The sequence below is a fragment of the Melissospora conviva genome, assembly GCF_049523535.1.
Taxonomy (GTDB): domain Bacteria; phylum Actinomycetota; class Actinomycetes; order Mycobacteriales; family Micromonosporaceae; genus Melissospora; species Melissospora conviva.
In genome coordinates this window covers 798,212-823,038 of record NZ_JBLLDT010000001.1, presented here as the reverse complement: position 1 = coordinate 823,038, position 24,827 = coordinate 798,212, and the positions used below count along the sequence as shown (strand labels likewise).

Genomic DNA, 24,827 nt, shown 5'->3' with positions numbered 1-24,827 from the left:
CGCGGCATCAGCCGCGGGGCCCGTCGGGCGTCGCTGTCGTCGTGGCCTGAACCAACCGTGACCTGAACCAACCGTGGCCGGGGTCCGCCTTGGCCGGGATATCAGCCGTGGCCGGGGTCAGAAGTCGCCGAAGCCGCCGCCACCGAAGTCGCCACCGCCGAAGTCACCGCCACCGAAGTCACCGCCGGCAAAGTCGCCGCCCATGTCGCCGCCACCCATGTCCCCGCCACCCATGTCGCCCATGCCGGCGGCCTCCGCGCCGTAGCCGGGGTCGTGGAAGGCCGGCGAGAAGAGAGCGTCGGCGATCAGCATGCCGCCGAGCACGCCGGCGCCGGCACCGAGCGCCGTCTTCCACCACGGCGTCGAGTACCAGCCGGCCGGCACCGGGCGGCCCTGCATCCGGCCACCCGGGTAGTAGTAGGGGGTGCCGGCGCCAGGCTGCGGGCCGGCGCGGAAGGTCTGCCCCTGCACGTCGACCGTCCGCTCCCGGGTGATCGCTCCGGCGCCCTGCGCGGCGGCCAGCGGCGGCAGCTCCGGGCCCGGGTCGATCCCCATCGCCGTACGCGCCGCACGCGTGTACGCCAGCCCCTCCAGCGCGGTCTCCCGCGCCAGCTCGTACTGGCGGATCGTGCGCGCCTGCTCCAACTGGGAACCGGCGGCGTTGTAGCGCTCACCGGCGTCGACCAGCGCCTGGCGTACCGCCGGGTCCTCGTTGCCGCCGAGGTTCATCACCTGACCGCCGAGGCGCTCGTACCAGCGCTGCGCGTCGGCACGCGCGTCGGCCAGCGCCCGTTCCTGCCGAGCGGCGCTGTCCCGCCGCCAGTAGAGCAGGAAACCCACGAACATCGCCACGAGTACGAGCAGCAGTAGGTACTTCATGGCGCAACGGTACCCGAGCAGCCAAAACCGCATTCCTGTCAAAGAACTGGCAGTGGGGCCGACGCGGTCGCCGTGCCGCCGGTCGTACCCGTTTGGCATGCTTCGCGGCATGACTGCTTCGACGGTGGCTGTGGTGCTCCTCTGTCTGGCTGCCGGCGTCGCGCTCGGCTGGTTCGCCGCCCACGCCCAGCAGGCAAGCCGGATCGCCCGGCTGGAGGCGACGCTGCAGGCCGCCCGGGACGGCGAGGGGCGGTTGGAGCAGTCGATGCGGGCCTTGAACTACGAGGCGACCGCCCAGTCGCAGGAGGCGGTGGCCCGGGCGGTCGCGCCCCTGCACGAGACGCTGCTGCGCTACGAGAAGCGCGTCACCGAGCTCGAACGCGACCGGGTCGACGCCTACGCCGAGCTGCGCGAGCAGGTCCGCTCCATGGGGGCGGTCTCGGGCGAGCTGCGCACCGAGACCAAGCAGCTGGTGGCGGCGCTGCGCGCACCGCAGGTCCGCGGCCGCTGGGGTGAGCACCAGCTGCGCCGCATCGTCGAGGCGGCCGGGATGCTGGAGCACTGCGACTTCACCGAGCAGGTAACCGCCACCGCGGACGACGGCCGCACGATCCGCCCCGACCTGATGGTACGCCTGCACGGCGGCCGGTCGGTGGTGGTCGACGCCAAGGCCCCCTTCGAGGCGTACCTGACCGCCATGGAGGCGCGCGACGAGCGCAGCCGGGACAACCTGCTCGACTCGCACGCCAAGCACCTGCGCGGTCACGTGGAGGCGCTGGCGGCAAAGAACTACTGGGCGGCCTTCGATTCCACACCGGAGTTCGTGGTCCTCTTCGTACCGGCCGATCCGTTCCTGGACGTGGCACTGCAGCGCGATCCGACGCTGCTGGAGCACGCCTTCAGCCGCAACGTCGTGCTCGCCACCCCGGCGACCCTGGTCGCGCTGCTGCGTACGGTGGCCTACTCCTGGCGGCAGGAGGCGCTGGCGCACAACGCCGAGGCCGTGCACCGCCTCGCCCGGGAGCTCTACGGACGCCTCGCCACCCTCGGCGAGCACGTCGGCAAGCTCGGCACGTCGCTGGGCGGGGCGGTGACCGCGTACAACAGGGCGGTCGGTTCGCTGGAGTCGCGGGTGCTGGTCAGCGCCCGCAAGCTCGGCGAGCTGGGTGTTTCCGACACGGAGCTGCCCACCCCGGCCCAGCTCGAGGTGGCGCCGCGCCAGCCGCAGTCCCCGGAGCTGACCTCCTAGACCCGGCCACGGACTCGCCCGGGGTCGTTGCGGCGGCGCCGACCCGTCGCGGAGGGCACGGTCGTGCGACCGGCCCCATTACCGGTATCCGGCCGACTGCCGCATCATCCGTTCGCCGAATTGCGGTGAACCGATCGACGGCGTCGAAGCCACGACAGGTTGATCATCCACACCGGCCGATGGAGTAATCACGATGTTCATCGATACTCACAACGACGAGTGGCCCGGATCATGTCACGGGCAGGTCACAACGGACCTTCAGGTAGTGACACAAACGGGCGATAGCGCGAAAGATTCGCTTCACACGTGCCCTGCAATTCGGGCCCTGTTCTCTGGAGGAAGAGAACGTGAGTAGACCCCACAAGCGGAAGCGCATTTCCGCAGCGCTCTTCGCGTCAGTTCTGGCCACCGGCGCCATGACCGTCGCCGGCGCCACCCCCGCCGGCGCAAACCAAGACAGCGAGACCGAGGCTCCCAAGCAGAGTGCAGCCGAGACGCTGGGCTCTCACGACATGGAGCTGCTCACCGAGGCCAAGGCCAAGAACGAGCAGTCGGTGACCCTGATCGTCGCCACCGAGGAGGGCAAGGCCGCCAAGGTCGCCGCCGACCTCGACAAGCTCGGTGGCACCGTCGACCGCCGCTTCGACACCATCGGCTACGTGCTCGCCGAGGTCCCGACCGGCAAGGTCCTCAAGGCCGCCGCGCTCTCCGGCGTCACCGCGATCGACCTCAGCGAGGTCATCAAGCTCGAGGACCCGAAGGTCGAAAGCAAGGGCGGCAAGGGCAAGGGATCCGGCCTTCCCGCCGGCACCGCCCCGGGCGCCAAGACCAAGGCGTCGAACCCGTTCATGCCGACCAACGAGATCGGCGCGGTCGACTTCAAGAAGAAGAACCCGTCGTACGACGGACGCGGCGTGACCATCGGCATCATGGACTCCGGTGTCGACCTGGACCACCCGGCGCTGGCGCAGACCACCACCGGCGAGCGCAAGATCGTCGACTGGGTGACCGCCACCAGCCCCGGTGAGGACGCCTCCTGGCGCCCGATGAACAACCAGGTCACCGGCCCGACGTTCACCGTCGTCGGCGCCACCTGGACCGCCCCGGCCGGCCAGTGGCGCTTCAACACCTTCAGCGAGAGCATCACCACCGGCAGCGACATCGGCGGTGACGTCAACCGCGACGGTGACACCAACGACAGCTTCGGCATCATCTACGACGCCGAGAGCCACGACATCATCGTCGACGCCAACCAGAACCGCGACTTCACCGACGACGCCGTGATGCGGCCGTACAACGAGCGTTACGACGTCGGCCACTTCGGCACCGACAACCCGGCCACCGATGTGCGCGAGCAGCTGCCCTTCGTTGTCGAGTACCGCGAGGACGTGCCGACCAACATCGGCCCGGTCGACTACGTCAACATCGGCATCGTCTCCAGCTCGCACGGCACGCACGTCGCCGGCATCACCGCCGCCAACGACATGTTCGGCAACCGCGACTTCGACGGCGCCGCCCCCGGCGCGAAGCTCGTCTCCAGCCGGGCCTGCACCTTCGCCGGCGGCTGCACCTCCGCGGCGCTCACCACCGGCATGGCCGACCTGGTGATCAACCGCGGCGTCGACGTCATCAACATGTCGATCGGTGGTCTGCCGGCGCTCAACGACGGCAACAACGCCCGCGCGATCCTCTACAACAACCTGATCGAGCAGTACGGCGTGCAGATGTTCATCTCCGCCGGCAACTCGGGCCCGGGTATCAACACCATCGGCGACCCGTCGGCGGCGAGCGATGTCGTCAGCGTCGCGGCGAGCGTCAGCAAGGACACCTGGCTGTCCAACTACGGCTCGGCGGTCCGCAAGGAGAACAACCTGTTCAACTTCTCCTCGCGTGGCCCGCGTGAGGACGGCGGCTTCAAGCCGAACATCTCCGCCCCCGGCTCGGCCGTCTCGCCGATCCCGATGTTCCTCGCCGGCGAGGGTCCGGTCGAGGCCGGCTACACCCTGCCCGCCGGCTACGGCATGTTCAACGGCACCTCGATGGCCTCCCCGCAGGCCGCCGGTGGCGCCGCGCTGCTCCTGTCGGCCGCCAAGGCGACCGGCAAGAACGCCGCTCCGGCCGCCCTGCGCCGGGCGATCTACAGCTCGGCCAAGCCGATCAAGGACGTCCCGACCTACGCCCAGGGCTACGGCATGTTCAACGTGCCGGACGCCTGGAAGCTGCTGAACCGGGGCGTCAAGACCGACCGCGCCTACACCTCCGACGCGCCGGTCTGCACCGTCCTCTCCGGTTTCCTGGCGACCCCGAACCGGGGCACCGGCCTCTACAACGACTGCGCCGCGACCGCGGGTGGTCAGAAGCCGGGCGAGCGCAAGACCTACCAGGTCAACGTCACCCGCACCAGCGGCCCGAAGCTCGCGGTGCTGCACACCGTCTCGCTGCGTGGCAACGACGGCACGTTCATCGCGCCGCCGTTGGTCTCCCTGCCGCTCAACAAGACCGTCAGCATCCCGGTGGTCGCCAAGGCCTCCGCCGGCGTCCACAGCGCCATCATGACGATCAACGACCCGCTGACCAGCACCATCGACTTCGAGGTGTCGCTCGTCGTCGTCGCCGCCAGCGAGGCCAAGGCCCCGGCGTACGACGTCAAGGCCTCCGGTTCGGTTGACCGCAACAGCTTCAAGTCGTACTTCGTCACGGTGCCCGAGGGTGCGAGCGCGCTTCAGGTGAACCTCTCCGGTATCGCCGACAGCTCGCAGACGCGCTTCATCGCCTTCAGCCCGCACGGCGTGCCGGTGGAGAGCACCTCCAGCCTCACCTGCTTCACCAACTTCTCCCCGGTCGAGACGTGCAACCCGCTCCAGCGCACGTACGCCAACCCGATGCCGGGCGTGTGGGAGATCGAGGTCGAGTCGCGGCGTACCTCGCCGCTGCTGGCGAACCCGTTCAAGCTGGACGCCAAGATCCTGGGCGTGACGGTAGAGCCGAGCGAGGTGCACCTGGACAGCGTGACCGCGGGTGAGGCGACCGAGGTCAGCTGGAACGTGACGAACTCGTTCGGCCCGGTCACGGTCTCCGGTCAGGGCGGCCCGCTCTCCAGCGTCCACGCCGAGCGGCCCACCATCACCGAGCTGACCCAGCAGCAGTTCGAGGTGACGATCCCGGCGGGCACCACCAGCTTCACCGCCAAGATCGGCAACACCTCGAACCCGGGCGCCGACCTGGACATCTTCGTCTACCTGGGCTCCACGCTGGTGGCGTACCAGGCCGACGGTGACTCCGAAGAGGCGGTCACGCTGACCAACCCGACGCCGGGCACGTACACCATCGAGGTGGACGCGTACTCGGTCGACGGTGCCGGTGGCACCACCGAGTACGACTACAGCGACTCGATCGCCAACCCGGCCTTCGGTTCGCTGACCGCCGCGGGCGGCTCGGTCACCCTGGCCAACGGCGAGAGCGCCACGCTCACCGCCACGGTCGTGGCCAACTCGGCCATCGCCGGTCGCACCATCGCCGGTGAGCTGGCCGTTGTCACCTCCGACGGCGCGGTCGTCGGACGCGGCACGGTCACCATCGGTGCGGTGAACTGACGCACTGACGCAACAGGCACGGCGCCCGTCCCCAGGTTGGGGGCGGGCGCCGTGTCGTTTGCGCTGAGTGTCGTGACCGGCCGGGCATCCCGTGGCCGGCCGGCGTCTCCTGACGGGCAGGCCGCGGTGCCGGCGCTCAGGAGCGCTTGGCGCTCTCCACCACGAACGGGGTGCCCTGCTGACAGGTGGTGATCAGGTCGGGCTGGGCCTGGCCGGTGACAGTCACCCGCGCGCCGGGCTTGAGCACGTCGCCCGGGCCGCCGAGCAGCAGGTACGAGTCGAGCAGCAGGCAGCCCGGCTCCACGCCGGAGCTGACCGTGCCGGTGAGGGTGAGCAGCCCCGGCGTGACGCTCCTGTCCGGACGTGGCGATTTCTTGCCCGGCCCCGACGGGATGCCGAGGGTCGGGTCGGCCGGGGAGGGCGTCACCGGGGTCGGCTCGCTCGGGGTCGGCTCGGCCGGAGTTGTCACCGTGCCTCCGCTCGGGGTCGGGGTGGGATCGGTCGCGGCGTCTCCGGGGGCGCAGGCGCCCAGCGCGAGAGCGGCGACGAGGGTGGGGACCGCGAACCGCAGCGTCTTCATGTCGGGTTGGACGCCGCGGCGGCGCGATCCGTTCCCGGGTTCCATCACTCAGCCACGGGCCGCGGCGGCGGCCTTCATGTCGCGGCGCAGCTCCTGCGGCAGGGAGAAGGTCAGCCGCTCGTTGGCGGTGATGATCTCCTCGACCTCGGTGAAGCCGTGCCCGGCGAGGCGCTGCAGCACCTCCATGACCAGCTCGTCGGGGACGCTCGCTCCGGAGGAGACGCCGACGGTGTTTGCGCCCTCCAGCCAGGCGTCGTCGATCTCGTGGGCGAAGTCGACGAGGTGGCCGGCGCGGGCGCCGGCGTCCATGGCGACCTCGACCAGGCGGACCGAGTTCGACGAGTTCCGTGAGCCGACCACGATCACCACGTCGCAGCTCGGCGCGATCTCCTTCATCACGTGCTGACGGTTGGAGGTGGCGTAGCAGATGTCGTCGCTGGGCGGGGACTGCAGCAGCGGCAGCCGCTGCTTGAGCCGGGCCACGGTCTCCATGGTCTCGTCGACGCTGAGCGTGGTCTGGGAGAGCCAGACGACCTTCTCAGGGTCGCGGACCTTGACCTGGTCGACGGAGTCCGGGCCGTCAACGAGCTGAATGTGGGCGGGGGCCTCACCGGCGGTGCCGATGACCTCCTCGTGCCCTTCGTGACCGATGAGAAGAATGTCGTAGTCCTCGGCGGCGAACCGCTTCGCCTCGTGGTGCACCTTCGTCACCAGCGGGCAGGTCGCGTCGATCGCCTTCAGTGAGCGCTCCTTGGCCTGCTCGTACACCTCCGGGGCGACGCCGTGCGCGGAGAAGATCACGGTGGAGCCCTCGGGGACCTCCTCGTTCTCCTCCACGAAGATCGCGCCCTGGCTCTCCAGGGTCTGCACGACGTGCTTGTTGTGCACGATCTGCTTGCGCACGTAGATCGGGGCGCCGTAGAGCTTGAGCGCCTCCTCCACTGTCTGCACGGCTCGATCGACGCCCGCGCAGTAGCCGCGGGGCTTGGCGAGGAGCACGCGCTTACCGGTCCGGGGGGTGGTCTGAGCCTCAGTCACCCGGCCATCCTACGTGCGATCGCATCCACCGACATCGGCCGCGGCGCGGCGACACCCACTTTCGATCATGGGCGGGCGGGGTGCCGGGACCGCGGAGATTGTCGGGCCGGGCCGTAGGCTGGCCGGGTGAGCGCAGCCGACGTGCCCCGCAGCAGCCCGGAAGAGCCCTGGCCGGTCCGGGTCGTCAGCCAGAAGGTCGGCGCCTGGATCGCCCGGCTCGGCTGGATCTGGGTGGACGGCCAGGTCGCGCAGATCAGCCGCCGCCCCGGCGCCGCCACCGTCTTCCTCACCCTGCGCGACCCGTCGGCGGACATCAGCTTCACCGTCACCACCAACCGGGACGTCCTCGACAGCGGCGCCCCGGAGCTCGCCCCCGGTGCCCGGGTGGTGCTGCACGCCAAACCGGACTTCTACGCCGGCCGGGGCACGCTGAGCCTGCGCGCCGACGAGATCCGGCAGGTGGGGCTCGGTGAGCTGCTCGCCCGGCTGGAGAAGCTCAAGAAGCTGCTCGCCGCCGAAGGGCTCTTCGACCGGGCCCGCAAGCGCCGCCCACCCTTCCTCCCCACCCGGATCGGCCTGATCACCGGCCGCGCCTCGGCCGCCGAGCGGGACGTACTCACCAACGCCCGCCGGCGCTGGCCCGCCGTGGAGTTCCGCACCGTCAACGTCGCGGTGCAGGGGCCGACCGCCGTACCGCAGATCATCGACGCGCTGCGGGCGCTGGAGGCCGACGAGAGCGTCGACGTGATCGTCATCGCCCGTGGCGGCGGCGGCATCGAGGACCTGCTGCCCTTCTCCGACGAGGCGCTCTGCCGGGCCGTCTTCGCCTGCCGCACCCCGGTGGTCAGCGCGATCGGGCACGAGACCGACACGCCACTGCTGGACTTCGTCGCCGACGTCCGCGCCTCCACCCCCACCGACGCCGCCAAGCGCCTCGTCCCCGACCTCGCCGAGGAGGTACGCGCCATCGGCCAGGCCCGCAGCCGGCTGGAACGGGCCGTACGCAACCTGGTCGACCGCGAGGAGCACCGGTTGACCGGGCTGCGCTCCCGGCCGGTGCTGGCCAGACCGGAGCTGATGGTCGACCAGCGCGGCGGTGAGGTGGCGCAGCTGCGCCAGCGCGCCGGGCGCTGCCTTCAGCACCGCCTCGGCGCGGCCGAGAACGACCTGCGCCACACCCTGGCCCGGCTCCGCGCGCTCTCCCCGGCCGCGACCCTGGAGCGCGGGTACGCCATCGTGCAGCGCGCCGACGGCCACGTGGTGCGCGCCGCCGCCGAGGTGACCAAGGGCGATCCGCTGCGGGTCCGGCTCGCCGACGGCGAGCTGAGCGCGACGGTGGACGGATGAGCGACGCCCGCCCCGGAGGCGAACCGGCCCAACAGCGGACCGGCAGAGGAACGACAGCCCGGCGGGCCGGCACGGACAGCGGCCCGGCAGGGAACAGTGACCGCAGCAGGATGGGATCAACGGATGGCTGAGGAGAAGACCGAGCCGCTCAACTACGAGCAGGCCCGGGCCGAGCTGGCGACGATCGTCGAGCGGCTGGAGGCCGGCGGCACCTCACTGGAGGAGTCGCTGGCGCTCTGGGAGCGGGGCGAGCGGCTGGCCGACATCTGCCAGCGCTGGCTCGACGGGGCCCGGGAGCGCATCGACGCCGCCCGCCAGGCCCGCACGGAGTCCTGAGCACGACCACCGTGGGCGCAAATGGTGCGGGGCGGGCCGATGGCCCGCCCCGCACCCGTGCGAGTCTCGCTCAGGCGAGCTTCTGGTAGAACTCCTCGTCGGCCTCGACCACGTCGGCCGCCGGCGGCGCCTGGATGCCGGTGACGGAGCCGAAGTCGGAGTAGACCATCTTGATGTCCTGGGCCGGCAAGTCCCCGGCCGCGGGCATCTGCATCCCGAACTCGACCAGGCGCCCCTGGTCGTCGATCTTGGCAGTGAACGGGAGCTTGGTGGCCTGGTCACCCAGGGCCTCGATGGTGTCCTTGTCGACCAGCTGCATCTCACCGGCCTTGGTGACGTCGATCGTGCCGCTGTAGGCGCCCTCGCCGGTCTTCTGCACCTCGACGATGCTGTTCATCAGCGCCTTGCTACCGACCGGGTCCGCCTCACCCTTCTTCAGGATCATGCTGGAGGAATCCGGCACCTTCTTGGTGTCGACGTGGTGGAACTTGCCGGCCGTCGGGTTGGCGTCGGCGCCCAGGCCCTGGATGTCCAGCCGGATCCAGCCCTCCTCGCCGATGAAGATGTACTCCATCTCCATCGCGAAGCCCTGCGCCGCGTCTCCGATGGTCATGGAGATGTGGGCGCTGTTGCTGGGCATGTGGACGGCGCCCTCGCCCTTCACCTGGTCACCGGTGAGGGTGTACCGGAAGTCCCCGGACTCCAGGGCGTTCGTGGCCTCGACCAGGGCCTGCTTCGGGTCGGCCGGGATCGCCGCTTCCTTCTTGGCATCGCCGGAGCCGTCGGTGGCGTCCGAGCCGCAGGCGGCGAGGGCGGGGATGAGCAGAGCGGCGGCCAGCAGGCCGACACGGCGTCGCATATTCAACGCGAGGATCTCCAAGTCGTATCCGGCACGGGGTGTGCCGAGGGGGAAGTACGCCGAGGAGAGTACCGCTCAAGGTCAACTATGCGTGCGCGTTTCGCCCGCCCGCCCTCAACTGTGGGCCTGGGCCAGCTCCCGCAGCTCCGCGTCGGGCGCCGAACCGACCACGACGACCGTCAGTTCCGGGGTCAGCAGCACGTACGCCTGCTCGTTGCGGCGCGCCGAGTAGAGCTGCCACGTCTCGTCGGCGAGGACCACCTGCCCCTGCGGCTTGGCGCTGTCGGTCAGCTCGGTACGCAGCAGCTGGTCGGCCGGGGCGTTGCTCTGCACCACCTGCACCCCTTCGCCGTCCGGGCTGAGGTAGCCCACGCGCAGCGTCACACCCGCCTCCTCCGACCGGGACCGGGCGGTCAGGGTGCGCCACTCGGTGCTCAGATCGACCGGCTCCCGCACGGCCAGCCCGGCGGTGCGGGCCTGCGCCACCGCCTCGGTCGGATCCACGACATTCGGCTCCTCGCCGCCGAGGACGAACCGGGAGAAGCCCATCAGCAGCGCGATCGGGATCAGCAGGACCAGCAGCGACATCGCCATGTCCTTCGGCGACCGGGTGGACCGGCCCTCCTCGACCACCTCCACGGGGGTGCCGTCCGGGGCCGCCCCGCTCGCGGCGGCGGAGGGCTCGGAGGTCACCGGGGCGGACGTGCCGGCCGGAACGCGGTCATGCTGCACAGGGTCCACGCGCCCATTGTTCCAGCTCGCTCCGGCCCCGCCGCGTGCCCCCGCCGGGGGCGGGGTTCCGGTCACGTTCGGCTCGGATCATGGTGACCTGACACCCCGTCCGGCGCGGAATCAGCCACCATGTGAGGATCTGAGCCAGGCTGGCCGCGGCTGACGCCGTACTCCGCCGGGCCACCCCGCAGTGACGCGAGGAGGAGCCGTACATGACGAGCAGGACGCGCATTCCGCAGAACCTGGACCGCAACCTGGCCCTGGACCTGGTCCGGGTGACCGAGGCCGCGGCGATGGCCGCCGGCCGCTGGGTGGGTCGCGGTGACAAGGAAGGCGGGGACGGCGCGGCTGTCGACGCCATGCGAAAGCTGATCAACTCGATCCCGATGGACGGGGTCGTCGTGATCGGCGAGGGCGAGAAGGACAACGCCCCGATGCTCTACAACGGCGAAGCAGTCGGTGACGGCAGCGGCGCGAAGGTGGACGTCGCGGTCGACCCGGTCGACGGCACCACCCTGATGAGCAAGGGCATGCCGAACGCCCTGGCGGTGCTCGCCGTCGCCGAGCGGGGTGCGATGTTCGACCCGAGCGCCGTGTTCTACATGGAGAAGCTCGCCGTCGGCCCCGACTACGCCGACGTGATCGACATCTCCGCCGGGGTCGGCGAGAACCTGCGCCGCATCGCGAAGGTCAAGAAGACCAGCGTCTCCGAGGTGACCGTCACCGTCCTCGACCGGCCGCGCCACAACGACCTGGTCGCCCAGATCCGCAAGGCCGGGGCGAACATCCGGTTCATCTCCGACGGCGACATCGCCGGCGCCATCGCCACCGCCCGCGCCGGCACCGGCATCGACGTGCTGATGGGCATCGGCGGCACGCCGGAGGGAATCATCGCGGCCTGCGCGCTCAAGTGCATGGGCGGCGCGGTGCAGGCCAAGCTCTGGCCGACCGACGACGCCGAACGGCGCAAGGCGATCGACGCCGGCCACGACCTGGACCGGGTACTCGCCACCGACGACCTGGTCACCGGGGACAACTGCTTCTTCGTCGCCACCGGCGTCACCTCCGGGGACCTGCTCAAGGGTGTGAGCTACCAGTCGGGCGGGGCGTACACGCAGTCGATCGTGATGCGTTCCAAGAGCGGCACCATCCGGGTCATCGACTCGTACCACCGGCTCGAGAAGCTGGCGCTCTACTCGGCGATCGACTTCGACGGTCGTCCCCTGGCCGAGCAGGAGTGACACACACCGGCGCGACCGCCGCGCCGGTCCTGACCCCGGCCCGCCGGGCGCTCGGGGTCGGCCTGGCGGTCGCCTCGGGCGTCGCCGTCGCCGCCCAGTCGCGCGTCAACGGCGAACTCGGCGTACGGCTGCAGGACGGCATCGCCGCGGCGCTGGTCTCCTTCGGCGTCGGCCTGCTGGTGCTCGCGGTGCTGGTGCCGGCCCTGCCCGGCGGGCGGCGCGGGCTGCGCATGCTGCGCCGCGCTCTGACCGAGGGGACGTTGCGCCCCTGGCAGTGCCTCGGTGGTCTCTGCGGCGCGCTCCTGGTCGCCACCCAGGGGCTGACCGTCGGTGTGCTCGGGGTCGCTGTCTTCACCGTCGCCGTCGTGGCCGGGCAGTCCGCCAGCAGCCTCGTCGTCGACCGTTTCGGCATCGGCCCCGGCGGGGCCCAGCCGGTCACCGGCGCCCGGCTGGCCGGGGCGGTGCTGACCGTGCTGGCGGTCCTGCTGGCCGTCGGCGACCGGCTCGCCGACCCGGCCGCGCTGGCCCTCGCGGCGCTGCCGCTGCTCGCCGGGCTCGCCGTGGCCTGGCAGCAGGCGGTCAACGGGCGGGTCGGCATCGCCGCGGGCAGTGTCCTGACCGCCACGCTGGTCAACTTCGCGGTCGGCACGGTGGGGCTGCTGGTGGTCTTCCTCGTCGACCTGGCGCTGCGCGGCAGGCCGGGTGGGGCTTTCCCGGCCGAGCCGTGGCTCTACATCGGCGGCCCGATCGGCATCGTCTTCATCGCCATCGCCGCCGCCGTTGTCCGCTTCACCGGGGTGCTGCTGCTGGGGCTTGCCACGATCTCCGGCCAGGTCCTCGGCGCGGTCGCAATGGACGTCGTCTTCCCCACCGCCGCCTCGCAGCCCGGCCCCCGGACCCTGCTCGGCACGGCGCTGACCCTGGTCGCGGTGCTCATCGCCGCGCTCGGCAGCCGCCGCTGACCAGCCGCCGCTGACCGGCCGCTGACCGGCCGCCGAGCACGCTGTGCCGCGATGCACTCGCGGTGCTGATCGTCGAAGGCCGCCGCCGAGGCGGCTTCCGGCACGGACAGCCGGGGACGGATCAGGTGCCGTCGGAGGAGTGGCCCGGGAAGAGGTGGGCGCTCGGGTCGATGACCACCGCGGCGTTGTTGACGGCCGTCGCCGCCTCACCGAAGCCGGTGGCGATCAGGCGCACCTTGCCCGGGTACTCGGTGATGTCGCCGGCGGCGAAGACCCTCGGCAGGTTGGTCGCCATGCTGCTGTCGACGAGAATGTTGCGTCGCTGCAGGTCGATCCCCCACTCGGCGATCGGTCCGAGGTCGGCGGTGAAGCCGAGCGCGGCGACCACACAGTCGACCGGGATCGTCTCCGGCTCCTCCCCGCGCACGACGATTTCCGCGCCGGTCACCTCGGTCTCGCCGTGCAGCCGCGTCACCTCGGCGTTGACCACGATGCGCACCGGCAGCTCCTGCACCCGGGCGACGCTGGCGGCATGGGCGCGGAACTTCTCCCGCCGGTGCACCAGCGTCACCGACCGGGCGAGCGGTTGGAGCGCCGCGGCCCAGTCGAAGGCGGAGTCGCCGCCGCCGACGATCAGCACGTCCTGACCAGCGAGGTCGGCCAGCCGGGGCACGAAGTAGACGATGCCGGTGCCCGAGAAGCTTTCGGCCGCGGGCAGTGGCCGGGGGCTGAAACTGCCGAGGCCGCCGGTGATGATCACGGCACCGCAGTCGAGCTGCTCGCCGTTGGAGAGGCCGAGCACGACGCGGCCGTCCACATGCGAGAGCTTCTCCGCCCGTACGCCCAGCCGGTACTCCGGGTCGAAGGGCGCGGCCTGCGTGACGAGGTTCGCCACCAGGTCCCGGCCCTTGATGGCGGGGATGCCGGCGATGTCGTGGATGAGCTTCTCCGGATACATCGCGGTGACCTGGCCGCCCGGCTCGGGCAACGCGTCGATCACCGTCACCGACAGGCCCCGGAAGCCCGCGTAGTAGGCGGCGAAGAGGCCGCTGGGACCGGCGCCGATGACGGCGACATCAATTTCCCGCATGGCCACCCAGCCACCTCTTCCGTATCCGATGATTCCGCACCGACCGTAGGTTGCCGCCAGGTTGTCCGGCAAGGAAATGTCACCCCGCGAGACGTCGATGGGCGTGGCCAGGCAGAAGGCCGCGACGACGACCGTACGACGGGGCAGGGCCGCGGGGCGCGGATTCGGCGATTCGCCGCGGCGGTCTAGAAGGGATCAGGCGCGGGGCGCGGGCGGCGGAAGAGCACCGCGGCGACCATCCCGCCCAGCAGGCCGAAGAGATGACCCTGCCAGGAGATCGGCTCGTCGGTGGGGAGCACCCCGACGAGTTGCCAGCCGTAGAGGAGCGCGACCAGCAGCACCACGCCGAAGTTCCACCAGCTGCGCTCGACGATGCCGCGGACCAGCAGCAGTCCGAAGTAGCCGAAGACGACACCGCTGGCGCCGACCACGATCGTGTTGGGGGAACCGGTGAACCAGACACCGAAGCCGCTAACCAGCACGATCACCAGCGTCGACCAGATGAAGCGTTTGACGCCGGAGGCGAGCACGAAGGTGCCGAGCAGGATCAACGGCACGCTGTTGCTGTAGAGGTGGTTGAAGCCGTGGTGCAGCAGCGGGCTGAAGAAGACCCCGTCGATGCCCTCGATTCGGCGCGGGATGATGCCGCCGGCGGCGTCGAGGTTGGCGTTCAGGCCGTAGTCGATCAGCTCGATGAGAAAGAGGAGGGGGACCACCGCGCACATCGCCACGAAGGCCCGCCCCAGCGAGGCGTAGAAGGCCTCGGTGCCGAAGCGATTGGCGTCGTCACGGAATTCCCCGGGAAAGGTCACCCACACACAGCTATCAGCTAACGGCCACCGCCGCCAGTGCTGACGCGCACGAGTGTGGGGTGCCATCCTCTCGGATGACACCCCACCTCGGTGAGCTGAGTCTTACCGGCCCGCCCCGGATCGCCGTACGGCGATCAGTAGGAGCCGTTGTTCAGGAAGTAGTTCCATGCGCCGCAGGGCGTGTTGTACCGGCCCTTGATGTACCCGAGGCCCCACTTGATCTGGGTGGCGGGGTTGCTCTGCCAGTCGTCGCCGGCCGAGCCCATCTTGTTGCCGGGCAACGCCTGCGGGATGCCGTACGCGCCGGAGTAGGAGTTCTCCGCCTGGTGGTTCCAGCCGCTCTCCTTGGTCCAGAGCTTCTCCAGGCAGGGGAACTGGTCGATGCCGAAGCCGTAGTCGATCATCAGGGCGCAGCCGGTACGGCGGTTGCCGCTGTACTCGTTGCACGACTCGGGGATCGGACCGTCGTACGGCTTGGCGGCCTTCTTCTTGGCCTCCTCGGCAGCCTTTGCGGCGGCCTTCTCCTCCGCCACGCGCTGTTTGCGGGCCGCCGCGGCGGCCTCGGCCTTGCGGGTCCGCTCGGCCTCCTCCTTGGCGATCTTCGCCGCCCGGAGCCGGGCCTGTTCCCTCATTTCCTGCTTCTCGGCCATGAGGATCGTCTGATCGAACTCCCGCTCACGCTGGAGCTGGATCTCCTGGTCGGCGATCTCGGCGGCCTGGTGGGCCTTGATTCCTTCTTGCTGGGTCTCTCGGTCCTCACCGAGGAAGACGCCGCCGGCGACGCCAACGGAGAGCAGCGCAATCGCCGCAGTCCGCACGCCGAACCGGCTCCACAGCCGACTCACGAAGTGGGTCCCTTCGTCGGGGGCAGGACAGGCGCGGACGGACCCTCGGGGCCCGGCCGTGCCGTGGGCTGGCACGGCCGGTCTCCACCGGCCACCAGGCACTGCTGTGTTCGTTTTGCCCGAGCGGACAAACGATCATCAACTATCCGCCTGGCTTTTGCAAGCCCGCTGGACACGATTGCGCACAGTGAGCCTCAGGGAAAACCCTGATGCGCTTTTGTGTCCTGCGTCACTGTATTAAATATTTGAAACCTATGCAAAGCGGGCAAAGATCAGCTACTCAGCCAGGCAGATCCTCCAACAGATCTGTAACCATCTCGGCGATCGGTGACCGCTCCGATCGGGTGAGGGTGACGTGCGCGAAAAGCGGATGGCCCTTCAGCGTCTCGATGACCGCGGTCACCCCGTCGTACCGGCCGACCCGCAGGTTGTCCCGCTGCGCCACGTCGTGCGTCAGCACCACCCGGGAGTCCTTCCCGATGCGGGAGAGGACGGTGAGCAGGACATTGCGCTCCAGGGACTGCGCCTCGTCGACGATCACGAACGCGTCGTGCAGACTGCGCCCCCGGATGTGGGTCAGCGGCAGCACCTCCAGCATTCCGCGAGCGAGCACCTCCTCCATCACGTTCTCGTGCACCACCGCACCGAGGGTGTCGAAGACCGCCTGCGCCCACGGCGACATCTTCTCGGCCTCCGAGCCGGGCAGATACCCCAGTTCCTGGCCCCCGACGGCGTAGAGCGGACGGAAGACCACGACCTTGCGGTGCCGGCTGCGCTCCATCACCGCCTCCAAACCGGCGCAGAGCGCCAGCGCGGACTTGCCCGTGCCGGCCCGGCCGCCGAGCGAGACGATGCCGATCGTCTCGTCGAGCAGCAGGTCGAGCGCGATCCGCTGCTCCGCCGAACGACCCCGCAGACCGAACGCCTCCCGGTCGCCGCGGACCAGCCGGACCTGCTTGTCGGGCAGCACCCGGCCCAGCGCCGACCCGTTCGGCGAGTGCAGCACCAGGCCGGTGTGGCAGGGCAGACCCGCGGCCTGGTCCAGATCGGTGGCGCCCGCGGCGTAGAGGGCGTCGACCTGCTCGGTGCTCAGTTCGAGTTCGGTCATCCCCGTCCAGGTCGGATCGCTGGCCTGGCCGTGCCGGTACTCGTCGGCGACCAGACCGACCGCAGCGGCCTTCACCCGCAACGGCATGTCCTTGCTGACCAGCGTGACCTGACGCCCGTCGAGCGCCAGGTGCAGCGCCACCGAGAGGATCCGCTCGTCGTTCGACCCGTTGCGCAGCCCCGGCGGCAGCAGACCGTCGTCGGTGTTGTTCAGCTCCACCCGCATCGTGCCGCCGAGATCGTTGACCGGGATCGGCTGGTCCAGCCGGCCGTACTTGACCCGGAGTTCGTCGAGGACCCGCAGCGACTGCCGCGCGAACCAGCCGAGTTCAGGATGGTGGCGCTTGCCCTCCAGTTCGGAGATGACCACCAGCGGGAGGACCACCTCGTGCTCGGCGAAGCGACGCAGGGCCGCGGGGTCGCTGAGCAGAACGGAGGTGTCCAGGACGTACACCGGGCCCGCTGGTCGGGGCTCCTCGGGCTCGTCGGCCCGGGTCTGCGCCACGGGCCGGCCCGGCTGGGCGCCTCGGGTCGTGGTGGTAGCGGCCGGGCCCTTCTCGGCCCCGGAAGTCCTACGGCGAGTCGTCACAGATCTGCTCCGACCGGGTGGGACATCCGCCACCCGCGCTCCGCCTCGTCCGGTGCCCGGGGACACGGGGTCGGATGCGGGCCCCGTGGTGCGAGGATCGCGGACCGGGCTGACCGGCTGGCCGGGTGAAGTCCCGGCCATGGCTAGACGCTAGCCGGGTCCGGCCCCGGGGACCAGAGTCCATTGTGACAATGCTGTTTCGTACCGGGCGCGTTGCCGGCGGGTCCCGGACACCTCGACGAACGACGATGCCCCCTGACGTTCGGCTGGGCTCAGTCGCCGGGCGTACCGGGGGCCGGCCCGTCGTTGTCGCCGGCGGGGCGCTCCGGTGCCGGCACGGACGAACGCGGCATCCGCACGGGTGTTCCCGGGGGCGCGGGCGACACGGCGGTGATGCCGCCCGGCTGCGCCGTCGTCGGCGCCGACACCGTCGGCATCGCGGCCGCCGGGGCCGGCCGCTTGGTGACGGGCTTCCACGCCGGAGCCCGTCCCGGCACCGCCGCCGCGTTCACGGGCTTACCGGTCTCGGCCCGGCCGGTGACCGCGGCGTTGCCGGCTCTGCGCGTCACCGGCCGCACGGCGTTGACCGGGGATGTGCCGGCACCGACCGCGGCGGTGCGCTCGGCGGCGACAGCGTTGCGCGTCGTGACGGTCGCCGGGACGAAGGCGCCACCGCGGTACGTCGTGCCGCGTGGGCTGCTCTCCGGCACGGGGCTCTCGGACGCCTGCCCGGTCAGCACAGCGGCGAGGGCGGAGCTGCTCTCGTACCGCCGCCGGTGCCAGGCGCCCCGGTCCCCGTCGAAGTAGCCCTGCCGGTAGCCGAACCGGTAGCCGACCCGGTAGCTGAGCTGGCCGTGCAGGCGTCCCGCCGCGTAGCTGGTGGCGCTGACGACCAGCACCAGGAAGACCGCGAGCAGCGGAGTCATCGGATGCCTCCCCGGCGGAGCCGCGCGCTCATCGCACCTCCGGATCCGGGTCCGCCGCCGGCGGCTCGGCGACGAGGAGCCGGTCGAGGTCGGCAGTGCTCACCTCTTCGATGAGCTGCACGCTGAACCGGCAGCCGTCCAGGACCACCTCGGCGATCGAGACGCGCCGGATCTCACCGTCCTCGTCATAGACCCGGACGCTGAGCTCCGGGCAGCCCAGGTGGGTCCGCCAGGCGTTCCATTCGTCCCGGTCGGCGACGTTCAGGCAGACATAGCGGCAGCCGCGGGCGAGATAGAGACGCCAGGGCGCGCTCAGTCCGGCGGCGACGCCCGCCGAGAGCAGTCCGAACGCCTGGGCTCGGGTCGCCACCTCGGTCATCGGCCCCTCCTTCGTCTCGAACCCACCGCCGCGGGTGATCACCGGGCACCCCGCGCTGTGACGCGGGACACGCTTCACCGGCGTGACGGTATCAGCCTTTCGGCCCGGCACCCAGATGACACCGACCTCAAATAACTGCCCCGTACGGCGCGCCGGGAAACCGCACGAGAAGCGCCCGAAAATCGAGAGAAGCAATCATATTTTCCGGCGGGGTCGAGCCCCGTACACCAGTCGCCCCTCCGGCGGTACGTCGCGGGGTTGGCGCAGGTGCGGCGGCATGATCAGCGGCACGCGCCCGGTCGCCCCCGTGCGGAAACCGGTCCGGTGAAATCAAATCGCACAATGGCCAGGAGGGCTGACAGCCCGCACGTCCCGGCAATTTCCACCGCGCACAGGAAAGAACAGGATATGCGGCGTGCTCACAATTGCCAGGGGCCGGCCATGAATTGCGAGGTCGGCTCGGACACAATTGCCGGGACACCGCGTACGCCCGTCCACGCCGACCCGGCGGGCGAGCCGGGCCGCTCGCACGAGCCACCGGCGCCGGTTGCGGCGACGGCGGTGATCGGGGCTCCGGGACCCGCCGTTCGCCGGGACAGGGTTGGCCGCCGGTCACCGGGGTACGCTGACCCGCGTGCCACTGATCAACATCGGCGACGGACGCCATCTCCGCGACCCTGACGACCTCTGGCAGGCCACCGCCGCACGCGCGGACCAGTGCGTGCTCTTCTTCGACTTCGACGGCACCCTCGCCCCGGTCCAGGAGGATCCGACCGCGGTCCGCCCGGACCCGGCGGCGATCGCCGCGCTGGCGGCGCTCACCCCGCTGGTCAAGCGGATCGTCATCGTCTCGGCCCGTCCGGTCGAGTTCCTGCGGGAACACTTCGGCGACCTGACCCGCATCGACCTCTACGGGCTCTACGGGCTGGAGCACAGCCACCTCGGCGGCGCGACGATCACCGAACCGGCGGCCGAGCCCTGGGTGCCGACGATGGCCGAACTGGCCGAGCAGGCGACCGCCGAGCTGCCCAGTGGCACTCTCGTGGAGTTCAAGCGGCTCTCCGTCGCGCTGCACTACCGCGCGGTGCCGCAGCTGGCTGCCCAGGTCGAGGCCTGGGGCCGCGCCGCCGCCGAGCGACTCGGCCTGCGGGTGCAGATCGGGCGGATGGTGATCGAACTGAAGCCCCCGGTGGACGGGGACAAGGGCATGGTGATCGCCGAGGCGGTGCGCTCCACCGGCTGCGCCTGGTACTTCGGCGACGACGTCTCCGACATCAAGGCCTTCGCGGCGCTGCGGGAGCGCGCGGCCGTGGCGCCGGACTTCTTCGGCGTCTGCGTCGCCGTGGCGAACCCGGAGACCGGCGACGAGGTCTCCGCCGCGGCCGACCTGACACTCGACTCCCCGGAGGCGCTCGGCGTGTTCCTCACCCGCGCCGCCCGCCGGCTCGCCGCGCCGGCCGCCGGGCCCACCGCGGCCACGCCGAACGACTGAGCCGGACGAGGCCCGCGGCTCTGAGCCGGACGAGGCGCGGGCCACAGCCGCGGGCCGGCTCAGCGCCCGCAGGCCTCAGGAGCCGAAGCGGCGCTGTCTGGTCGCGTACGAACGCAGGGCGCGCAGGAAGTCGACGCGACGGAAGTCGGGCCAGTTGAGTTCGCAGAAGTAGAACTCGCTGTGCGCCGACTGCCAGAGCATGAACCCGGACAGGCGCTGCTCCCCGCTGGTCCGGATGATCAGGTCCGGGTCCGGCAGGCCGCGCGTGTAGAGATTCTCCGAGATGTGGTCGACGTCGATCGTCTCGGCCAGCTCCTCGAGGCTGGTGCCCGCTTTCGCGTGCTCGTGCAGCAGCGCCCGGACCGCGTCGATGATCTCGCGCCGGCCGCCGTACCCGACGGCGATGTTGACCTGGGCGCCACCGACGTGGCTGTGGGTGCGCTCCTCGGCCGCCTTGAGCGCCGCCGCGTGCCGGGCCGGCAGGACGTCGAGCGCGCCGACCATCCGCAGCCGCCAGGGGTTGCCCTCCTCGGCCAGCTCCGTGGTCAGCTCCTCGATGATCTGCAGCAGCGGATCCAGCTCCGCCGCGGGGCGGGAGAGGTTGTCGGTGGAGAGCAGCCAGAGCGTCACGTAGCCGACGCCGGCCTCGTCGCACCAGCGCAGCAGCTCCTTGATCCGCTTGGCGCCCATCCGGTGTCCGTCGTTCGGGTCGACCAGCCCCATCTCCCGGGCCCAGCGACGGTTGCCGTCACACAGAACGCCCACGTGCCGGGGCACCGGACTGCCGGTGAGCTTGGCCTTGAGCCGGCGCTCGTAGACGGAGTAGACAAGGTTCCGCAGAGTCATCCCCTGCAGAGTAGCGACCCAATCTGCCGCACCCGGTCCCGGTGCCTCATTCGGCGGGACGCCCCGCCGCACCGACGGGCACCCGCAGGGACGCGCCGATGCGGCCCAGGGTCCGCAGATCGAGTCGGCCGGCACCGAGCCCCAGCTCGGCGATCGTGGTGAAGACCTCGCCGTCACCGGCGGCGGCCCGCACGGCGGCGTCGACGATCTGCCGCCGACGGGCCAGCCGGGCCGCGAACGAGCTGTGCCGCAGATGGGTCCCGAGCTGCCGCCGCAGTGCGCGCGCGTACCCGGGCACGGCCCGTGCCGGGTCGGCCGCGGCGGCGGCACCGGCCAGCGAGCCGGAGAGGACAGCGTAGAAGATCCCCTCGCCGGTGAAGGGATTGATCAACGACAGCGCGTCGCCGGCGAGCAGGATCCGGCCCCGGCCGGGCACCGGCCGGTGGGTGGAGAGCGGCAGATGGTGGGCGCGCAGATCGCCGGCGTCGGCGGTACCCGGCAGCAGTTCGGCCATCCGCTCGATCAGGTGGGTCCGGGTCAGCGGTTCGCCGCGCAGCACCTCGCCGTAGCCGACGTTGGCCCGGCCGTCGCCGATCGGGAAGCTCCACGCGTACGCCGGCCAGCGCCGCCCGGAGGTGACGATCAGCTGCTCGGGCGGGCCGGGGCGGGCCGGCGCGTAGCCGCGCATCGCCAGCGCCAGGTGCCGCGGCGGGTTCACCGCCTCGCCCAACCCGCGCCGCAGCACCGAGCCCGCGCCGTCGGCCGCGACCACCGCCCGGGCGGAGATCACGCCGTCGACGACGACCCGGTCGCCGCGCTGCTCGGCCCGGCGTACGGTGTGCCGGCGCAGCACCACGCCGGCGGCGGTCGCCGCGACGACCAGCCGGGCGTCGAAGACCCGCCGCGGCACGGTGTACGCCGGCCGGGGCAGCGCGCGGGCGACCTCCCCGCCGCCGGGGCCGATCAACCGCAGCGTCGGCACCGGCGCGTACCCGGCTGCCGCGTCCGGCACGCCGAGCCCGGCGAGGACCGCCAGGGCGTGCGGGGCGATGCCGTCGCCGCAGGGCTTGTCCCGGGGGAAGTCTGCACGGTCCAGCAGGAGCACCGAGACTCCCAGCCGGCGGGCGGCGAGCGCCGCGCTCGACCCGGCCGGGCCGGCGCCGACGACCACGAGGTCGTACTCGTCGCTCATGTCGGCTCCCCCGGCCCGGGCCGCAGTGCGTAGAGGGTGATGCCGGCGGCGGCGAGCAGCGGAGCGCCGTCGCGGATCAGCCCGTCGAGGCCGAGCAGCCACCAGCTCAGCGGCAGCTGGATGGCCAGCACGGCGAGGGTGACCACGACGAGGTAGCGGCGGGCCCAGTCCCGGCCGCGCAGCAGGAAGAAGGTGCCGAGCAGCACCACGTAGCTGACCAGTACGCCCGCACCCAGCCACGCCACCACCACGGGCAGCAGGTGCAGCCGGCCGCCCCCGAGGGTGCTCACCGCGATCAGCGCCGGCAGCAGCATCAGCGGGCTGTAGGTGAGGGCGGCGACCCGGGCGGTGAGCAGGCGGCCGGTGGTCTCCGGACGGCGCGGTGGCGTCTCCCGCAGGGCGAAGCCGTCGCGGTCGAGCACGAGCCGCCGCGGGTGCCGGTTGAGGGCCTGCCGTACGGCCTGGCTGCGGTAGAGCAGCACGGTGACGGCCACGCAGAGCAGCGTCAGCAGCGCGAAACCGATCAGCCCCGGCAGCGGCGGCACGCCGGAGCGCGGCACGATCAGGCGCCCCACCGCGAAGACGGTGGTGACCGCCAGGATCAGTCCGAACGGCCGGGCACCGGCCCGGCCCCGGCGCACCTGCCCGATCAGCAGGACGAAACCGAACGCCCGCAGCAGCGCCCAGCCGGTCCGTACGCCGAGGGCGAAGCCCTGCTCCGGGGCGTACCAGAAGTTGAGCACCTCGACCGCGACGGTGACCGTGGCGGTGGCGGCGAGCAGCCAGGTGAGGACCCGTACGGGCGACGGCCGCCGCAACGTGGTTGCGGCGGCCGTCGTCGTCATGGTTGTCGATGATGCCCCATCGGGGCCGGGTTCACACCCGTCAGGCGGCGTCGAGCCGGGCCTTGAGCGCGTCCAGTTCGGCCCAGAGCACGCCCGGCAGCTTGTCGCCGAACTTCTCGAACCACTCGGTGACCAGCGGGATCTCCTTGCGCCACTCCTCCGGGTCGACCTTGAGGGCGATCCGGACGTCCTCGGGCGTCATGTCCAGGCCCTCGATGTCGAGCGCGTCGGGGGTCGGGACCATGCCGATCGGCGTCTCCACCGCGTCGGCCTTGCCCTCGAGCCGCTCGACGACCCACTTGAGCACGCGGGAGTTCTCGCCGAAGCCCGGCCAGAGGAACGAGCCCTCGTCGTCCTTGCGGAACCAGTTGACGTAGAAGATCTTCGGCAGCTTCGACTCGTCGCCGTCGGAGCCCTTGCCCATCTCGATCCAGTGCCGGAAGTAGTCGCCGGCGTTGTAGCCGATGAACGGCAGCATCGCCATCGGGTCGCGGCGCACCACGCCCACCTGGCCGGCCGCGGCCGCGGTGGTCTCCGAGGAGAGGGTGGCGCCCATGTAGACACCGTGCACCCAGTCGCGCGCCTCGGTCACCAGCGGGATGGTGTCGCGACGGCGGCCACCGAAGAGGATCGCGTCGATCGGCACGCCGTTCGGGTCGTCGTAGGAGTCGGCCAGGATCGGGCACTGCTTGATCGGCGTGCAGAACCGGCTGTTGGCGTGGGACGACAGTTCGCCGCTCTCGGGCGTCCAGTCGTTGCCCTTCCAGTCGATGAGGTGGGCCGGGGGCTCGCCCATGCCCTCCCACCAGATGTCGCCGTCGTCGGTGAGCGCGACGTTGGTGAAGACCGAGTTGCCCTTGTCCAGGGTCCGCATCGCGTTGGCGTTGGTCTTCCAGTCGGTGCCCGGCGCCACGCCGAAGAGGCCGTACTCCGGGTTGACCGCGTAGAGGCGGCCGTCGGCACCGAAGCGCATCCAGGCGATGTCGTCGCCGATGGTCTCGACCTTCCAACCCGGCAGGGTCGGCTCGAGCATCGCGAGGTTGGTCTTGCCGCAGGCCGACGGGAAGGCGCCGGTGATGTGGTAGACCTTCCCCTCCGGCGAGGTGATCTTGAGGATCAGCATGTGCTCGGCGAGCCAGCCCTCGTCGCGGGCCATCGCGCTGGCGATCCGCAGCGAGTAGCACTTCTTGCCCAGCAGCGAGTTGCCGCCGTAGCCGGAGCCGAAGGACCAGATCTCGCGGGTCTCCGGGAACTGGGAGATGTACTTGGTCTGGCTGCACGGCCACGGCACGTCGGCCTGACCGGGCTCCAGCGGCGCGCCGAGGGAGTGCAGCGCGTGGACGAAGTCAGCGTCCTCACCCATGGCGTCGAGGATCCGCTGCCCCATCCGGGTCATGATGCGCATCGAGGCGACCACGTACGGGCTGTCGGTGATCTCGACGCCGAACATCGGCTTCTCGGCCTCGACCGGGCCCATGCAGAACGGGATGACGTACATGGTGCGACCACGCATCGAGCCCCGGTAGAGCTCGGTCATGGTCCGCTTCATCTCGGCCGGCGCCATCCAGTTGTTGGTGGGTCCGGCGTCGGCCTCGTCGACCGAGCAGATGAAGGTGCGCTCCTCGACCCGGGCGACGTCCGTCGGGTCGGTGCGGGCGTAGAAGGAGTTCGGCTTCTTCTCCGGGTTGAGCCGGATCAGGGTGCCGGCCTCGACCAGCTCGTCGGTGAGGCGCTGCCACTCCTCGTCGGAGCCGTCAACCCAGACAACACGCTCCGGCGTCGTCAGTTCGGCTACCTCACGGACCCAGCGGAGCAGTTCGGGATGGGACGTCGGGGCTTCATCGATTCCCCGAACCGGAGCCGGAGCAACCATTGAAACATCTCCTTC

General features: G+C 71.1%; 22 protein-coding genes. 7 read left to right on the top strand and 15 right to left on the bottom strand.

From position 1 onward, the window contains the following. Positions 1-117: 117 nt before the first annotated feature. Complete coding sequence (locus ACK8GG_RS04080; protein ID WP_440348165.1) at positions 118-879, bottom strand: hypothetical protein; 762 nt, start codon at positions 877-879, stop codon at positions 118-120. A 109-nt stretch (positions 880-988) separates the two neighbouring features. Here ACK8GG_RS04080 and ACK8GG_RS04075 point away from each other — a divergent pair, with 109 nt between their 5' ends. Together ACK8GG_RS04075 and ACK8GG_RS04070 are read left to right on the top strand one after the other, a co-directional pair. After that, on the top strand, positions 989-2,128 hold the full coding sequence (locus tag ACK8GG_RS04075) for a DNA recombination protein RmuC (RefSeq protein WP_440355557.1): 1,140 nt from the start codon (positions 989-991) through the stop codon (positions 2,126-2,128). Positions 2,129-2,475: 347 nt separating this feature from the next. Next, complete coding sequence (locus tag ACK8GG_RS04070; protein ID WP_440355556.1) at positions 2,476-5,721, top strand: S8 family serine peptidase; 3,246 nt, start codon at positions 2,476-2,478, stop codon at positions 5,719-5,721. Between the two features lie 136 nt (positions 5,722-5,857). Here the strand turns inward: ACK8GG_RS04070 and ACK8GG_RS04065 are convergent, their stop codons facing one another. Then, the gene (locus ACK8GG_RS04065) at positions 5,858-6,301 is read right to left on the bottom strand and encodes a hypothetical protein (RefSeq protein WP_440354038.1); all 444 of its coding nucleotides are present in this window, start codon (positions 6,299-6,301) and stop codon (positions 5,858-5,860) included. A gap of 48 nt (positions 6,302-6,349) precedes the next feature. After that, positions 6,350-7,339 (bottom strand): 4-hydroxy-3-methylbut-2-enyl diphosphate reductase, encoded by a 990-nt coding sequence (locus ACK8GG_RS04060; protein WP_440355555.1) that lies wholly within the window; start codon positions 7,337-7,339, stop codon positions 6,350-6,352. Between the two features lie 126 nt (positions 7,340-7,465). Here ACK8GG_RS04060 and xseA point away from each other — a divergent pair, with 126 nt between their 5' ends. Next, on the top strand, positions 7,466-8,686 hold the full coding sequence (xseA, locus tag ACK8GG_RS04055) for an exodeoxyribonuclease VII large subunit (protein ID WP_440348170.1): 1,221 nt from the start codon (positions 7,466-7,468) through the stop codon (positions 8,684-8,686). 123 nt (positions 8,687-8,809) lie between these two features. Then, positions 8,810-9,022: an exodeoxyribonuclease VII small subunit gene (locus tag ACK8GG_RS04050; RefSeq protein ID WP_440354040.1), complete on the top strand. Its 213-nt coding sequence runs from the start codon at positions 8,810-8,812 to the stop codon at positions 9,020-9,022. A gap of 70 nt (positions 9,023-9,092) precedes the next feature. Here ACK8GG_RS04050 and ACK8GG_RS04045 read toward each other — a convergent pair whose 3' ends face one another. Both ACK8GG_RS04045 and ACK8GG_RS04040 read right to left on the bottom strand, forming a co-directional pair. Continuing rightward, positions 9,093-9,881 (bottom strand): hypothetical protein, encoded by a 789-nt coding sequence (locus tag ACK8GG_RS04045; protein WP_440355554.1) that lies wholly within the window; start codon positions 9,879-9,881, stop codon positions 9,093-9,095. A gap of 114 nt (positions 9,882-9,995) precedes the next feature. Continuing rightward, entirely contained in the window at positions 9,996-10,622 is a 627-nt protein-coding gene (locus ACK8GG_RS04040) for a DUF4245 domain-containing protein (protein WP_440354042.1), read from the bottom strand. Between the two features lie 203 nt (positions 10,623-10,825). On the opposite strand from ACK8GG_RS04040, the gene glpX reads away from it, so the two are divergent. Next, the gene (gene glpX, locus ACK8GG_RS04035; protein WP_440348174.1) at positions 10,826-11,854 is read left to right on the top strand and encodes a class II fructose-bisphosphatase; all 1,029 of its coding nucleotides are present in this window, start codon (positions 10,826-10,828) and stop codon (positions 11,852-11,854) included. Then, on the top strand, positions 11,851-12,816 hold the full coding sequence (locus tag ACK8GG_RS04030) for a DMT family transporter (RefSeq protein ID WP_440355553.1): 966 nt from the start codon (positions 11,851-11,853) through the stop codon (positions 12,814-12,816). The genes glpX and ACK8GG_RS04030 overlap by 4 nt, the downstream gene beginning before the upstream one ends. A 121-nt stretch (positions 12,817-12,937) precedes the next feature. Here ACK8GG_RS04030 and ACK8GG_RS04025 read toward each other — a convergent pair whose 3' ends face one another. The 6 genes from ACK8GG_RS04025 to ACK8GG_RS04000 form a co-directional block, all read right to left on the bottom strand. Next, positions 12,938-13,906: an NAD(P)/FAD-dependent oxidoreductase gene (locus ACK8GG_RS04025; protein WP_440354044.1), complete on the bottom strand. Its 969-nt coding sequence runs from the start codon at positions 13,904-13,906 to the stop codon at positions 12,938-12,940. Positions 13,907-14,091: 185 nt separating this feature from the next. Then, positions 14,092-14,718, bottom strand: coding sequence for a rhomboid family intramembrane serine protease (locus ACK8GG_RS04020; protein WP_440348176.1), 627 nt, complete (start codon positions 14,716-14,718; stop codon positions 14,092-14,094). A 134-nt stretch (positions 14,719-14,852) separates the two neighbouring features. Next, a complete protein-coding gene (locus ACK8GG_RS04015) occupies positions 14,853-15,563 on the bottom strand; it encodes an aggregation-promoting factor C-terminal-like domain-containing protein (RefSeq protein WP_440355552.1) in 711 nt (236 codons plus the stop codon). 280 nt (positions 15,564-15,843) lie between these two features. Continuing rightward, positions 15,844-17,259: an RNA 5'-3' helicase PhoH2 gene (gene phoH2 / locus ACK8GG_RS04010; RefSeq protein ID WP_440355551.1), complete on the bottom strand. Its 1,416-nt coding sequence runs from the start codon at positions 17,257-17,259 to the stop codon at positions 15,844-15,846. 272 nt (positions 17,260-17,531) lie between these two features. Continuing rightward, positions 17,532-18,185, bottom strand: coding sequence for a hypothetical protein (locus ACK8GG_RS04005; RefSeq protein ID WP_440355690.1), 654 nt, complete (start codon positions 18,183-18,185; stop codon positions 17,532-17,534). Between the two features lie 28 nt (positions 18,186-18,213). Next, on the bottom strand, positions 18,214-18,564 hold the full coding sequence (locus ACK8GG_RS04000; RefSeq protein ID WP_440348179.1) for a hypothetical protein: 351 nt from the start codon (positions 18,562-18,564) through the stop codon (positions 18,214-18,216). 634 nt (positions 18,565-19,198) lie between these two features. Between ACK8GG_RS04000 and otsB the strand changes: the two genes are divergently transcribed. Further along, the gene (gene otsB, locus ACK8GG_RS03995) at positions 19,199-20,056 is read left to right on the top strand and encodes a trehalose-phosphatase (protein WP_440355550.1); all 858 of its coding nucleotides are present in this window, start codon (positions 19,199-19,201) and stop codon (positions 20,054-20,056) included. Positions 20,057-20,131: 75 nt separating this feature from the next. Here otsB and ACK8GG_RS03990 read toward each other — a convergent pair whose 3' ends face one another. Genes ACK8GG_RS03990 through ACK8GG_RS03975 form a run of 4 tightly spaced genes read right to left on the bottom strand, consistent with a single transcriptional unit; the run spans position 20,132 to position 24,812 of the window. Beyond that, entirely contained in the window at positions 20,132-20,902 is a 771-nt protein-coding gene (locus ACK8GG_RS03990; protein WP_440348181.1) for an isoprenyl transferase, read from the bottom strand. Positions 20,903-20,948: 46 nt separating this feature from the next. Then, positions 20,949-22,094 carry a geranylgeranyl reductase family protein gene (locus ACK8GG_RS03985; RefSeq protein ID WP_440355549.1) on the bottom strand — a complete coding sequence of 382 codons (1,146 nt, stop codon included), beginning with the start codon at positions 22,092-22,094 and terminating at the stop codon, positions 20,949-20,951. Next, entirely contained in the window at positions 22,091-22,939 is an 849-nt protein-coding gene (locus ACK8GG_RS03980) for a hypothetical protein (RefSeq protein ID WP_440348183.1), read from the bottom strand. The genes ACK8GG_RS03985 and ACK8GG_RS03980 overlap by 4 nt, the downstream gene beginning before the upstream one ends. A 40-nt stretch (positions 22,940-22,979) precedes the next feature. After that, entirely contained in the window at positions 22,980-24,812 is a 1,833-nt protein-coding gene (locus ACK8GG_RS03975) for a phosphoenolpyruvate carboxykinase (GTP) (protein WP_440348184.1), read from the bottom strand. Between the last annotated feature and the right edge of the window lie 15 nt (positions 24,813-24,827).

Bases quoted from the DNA above. Each gene is read 5' to 3' on its own strand.
- ACK8GG_RS04080 (WP_440348165.1), bottom strand. From the start codon at position 879: ATGAAGTACCTACTGCTGCTCGTACTCGTGGCGATGTTCGTGGGTTTC.
- ACK8GG_RS04075 (WP_440355557.1), top strand. From the start codon at position 989: ATGACTGCTTCGACGGTGGCTGTGGTGCTCCTCTGTCTGGCTGCCGGC.
- ACK8GG_RS04065 (WP_440354038.1), bottom strand. From the start codon at position 6,301: ATGAAGACGCTGCGGTTCGCGGTCCCCACCCTCGTCGCCGCTCTCGCG.
- ACK8GG_RS04050 (WP_440354040.1), top strand. From the start codon at position 8,810: ATGGCTGAGGAGAAGACCGAGCCGCTCAACTACGAGCAGGCCCGGGCC.
- ACK8GG_RS04045 (WP_440355554.1), bottom strand. From the start codon at position 9,881: ATGCGACGCCGTGTCGGCCTGCTGGCCGCCGCTCTGCTCATCCCCGCC.
- glpX (WP_440348174.1), top strand. From the start codon at position 10,826: ATGACGAGCAGGACGCGCATTCCGCAGAACCTGGACCGCAACCTGGCC.
- ACK8GG_RS04025 (WP_440354044.1), bottom strand. From the start codon at position 13,906: ATGCGGGAAATTGATGTCGCCGTCATCGGCGCCGGTCCCAGCGGCCTC.
- ACK8GG_RS04005 (WP_440355690.1), bottom strand. From the start codon at position 18,185: ATGACTCCGCTGCTCGCGGTCTTCCTGGTGCTGGTCGTCAGCGCCACC.
- ACK8GG_RS04000 (WP_440348179.1), bottom strand. From the start codon at position 18,564: ATGACCGAGGTGGCGACCCGAGCCCAGGCGTTCGGACTGCTCTCGGCG.
- ACK8GG_RS03990 (WP_440348181.1), bottom strand. From the start codon at position 20,902: ATGACTCTGCGGAACCTTGTCTACTCCGTCTACGAGCGCCGGCTCAAG.
- ACK8GG_RS03985 (WP_440355549.1), bottom strand. From the start codon at position 22,094: ATGAGCGACGAGTACGACCTCGTGGTCGTCGGCGCCGGCCCGGCCGGG.
- ACK8GG_RS03980 (WP_440348183.1), bottom strand. From the start codon at position 22,939: ATGACGACGACGGCCGCCGCAACCACGTTGCGGCGGCCGTCGCCCGTA.
- ACK8GG_RS03975 (WP_440348184.1), bottom strand. From the start codon at position 24,812: ATGGTTGCTCCGGCTCCGGTTCGGGGAATCGATGAAGCCCCGACGTCC.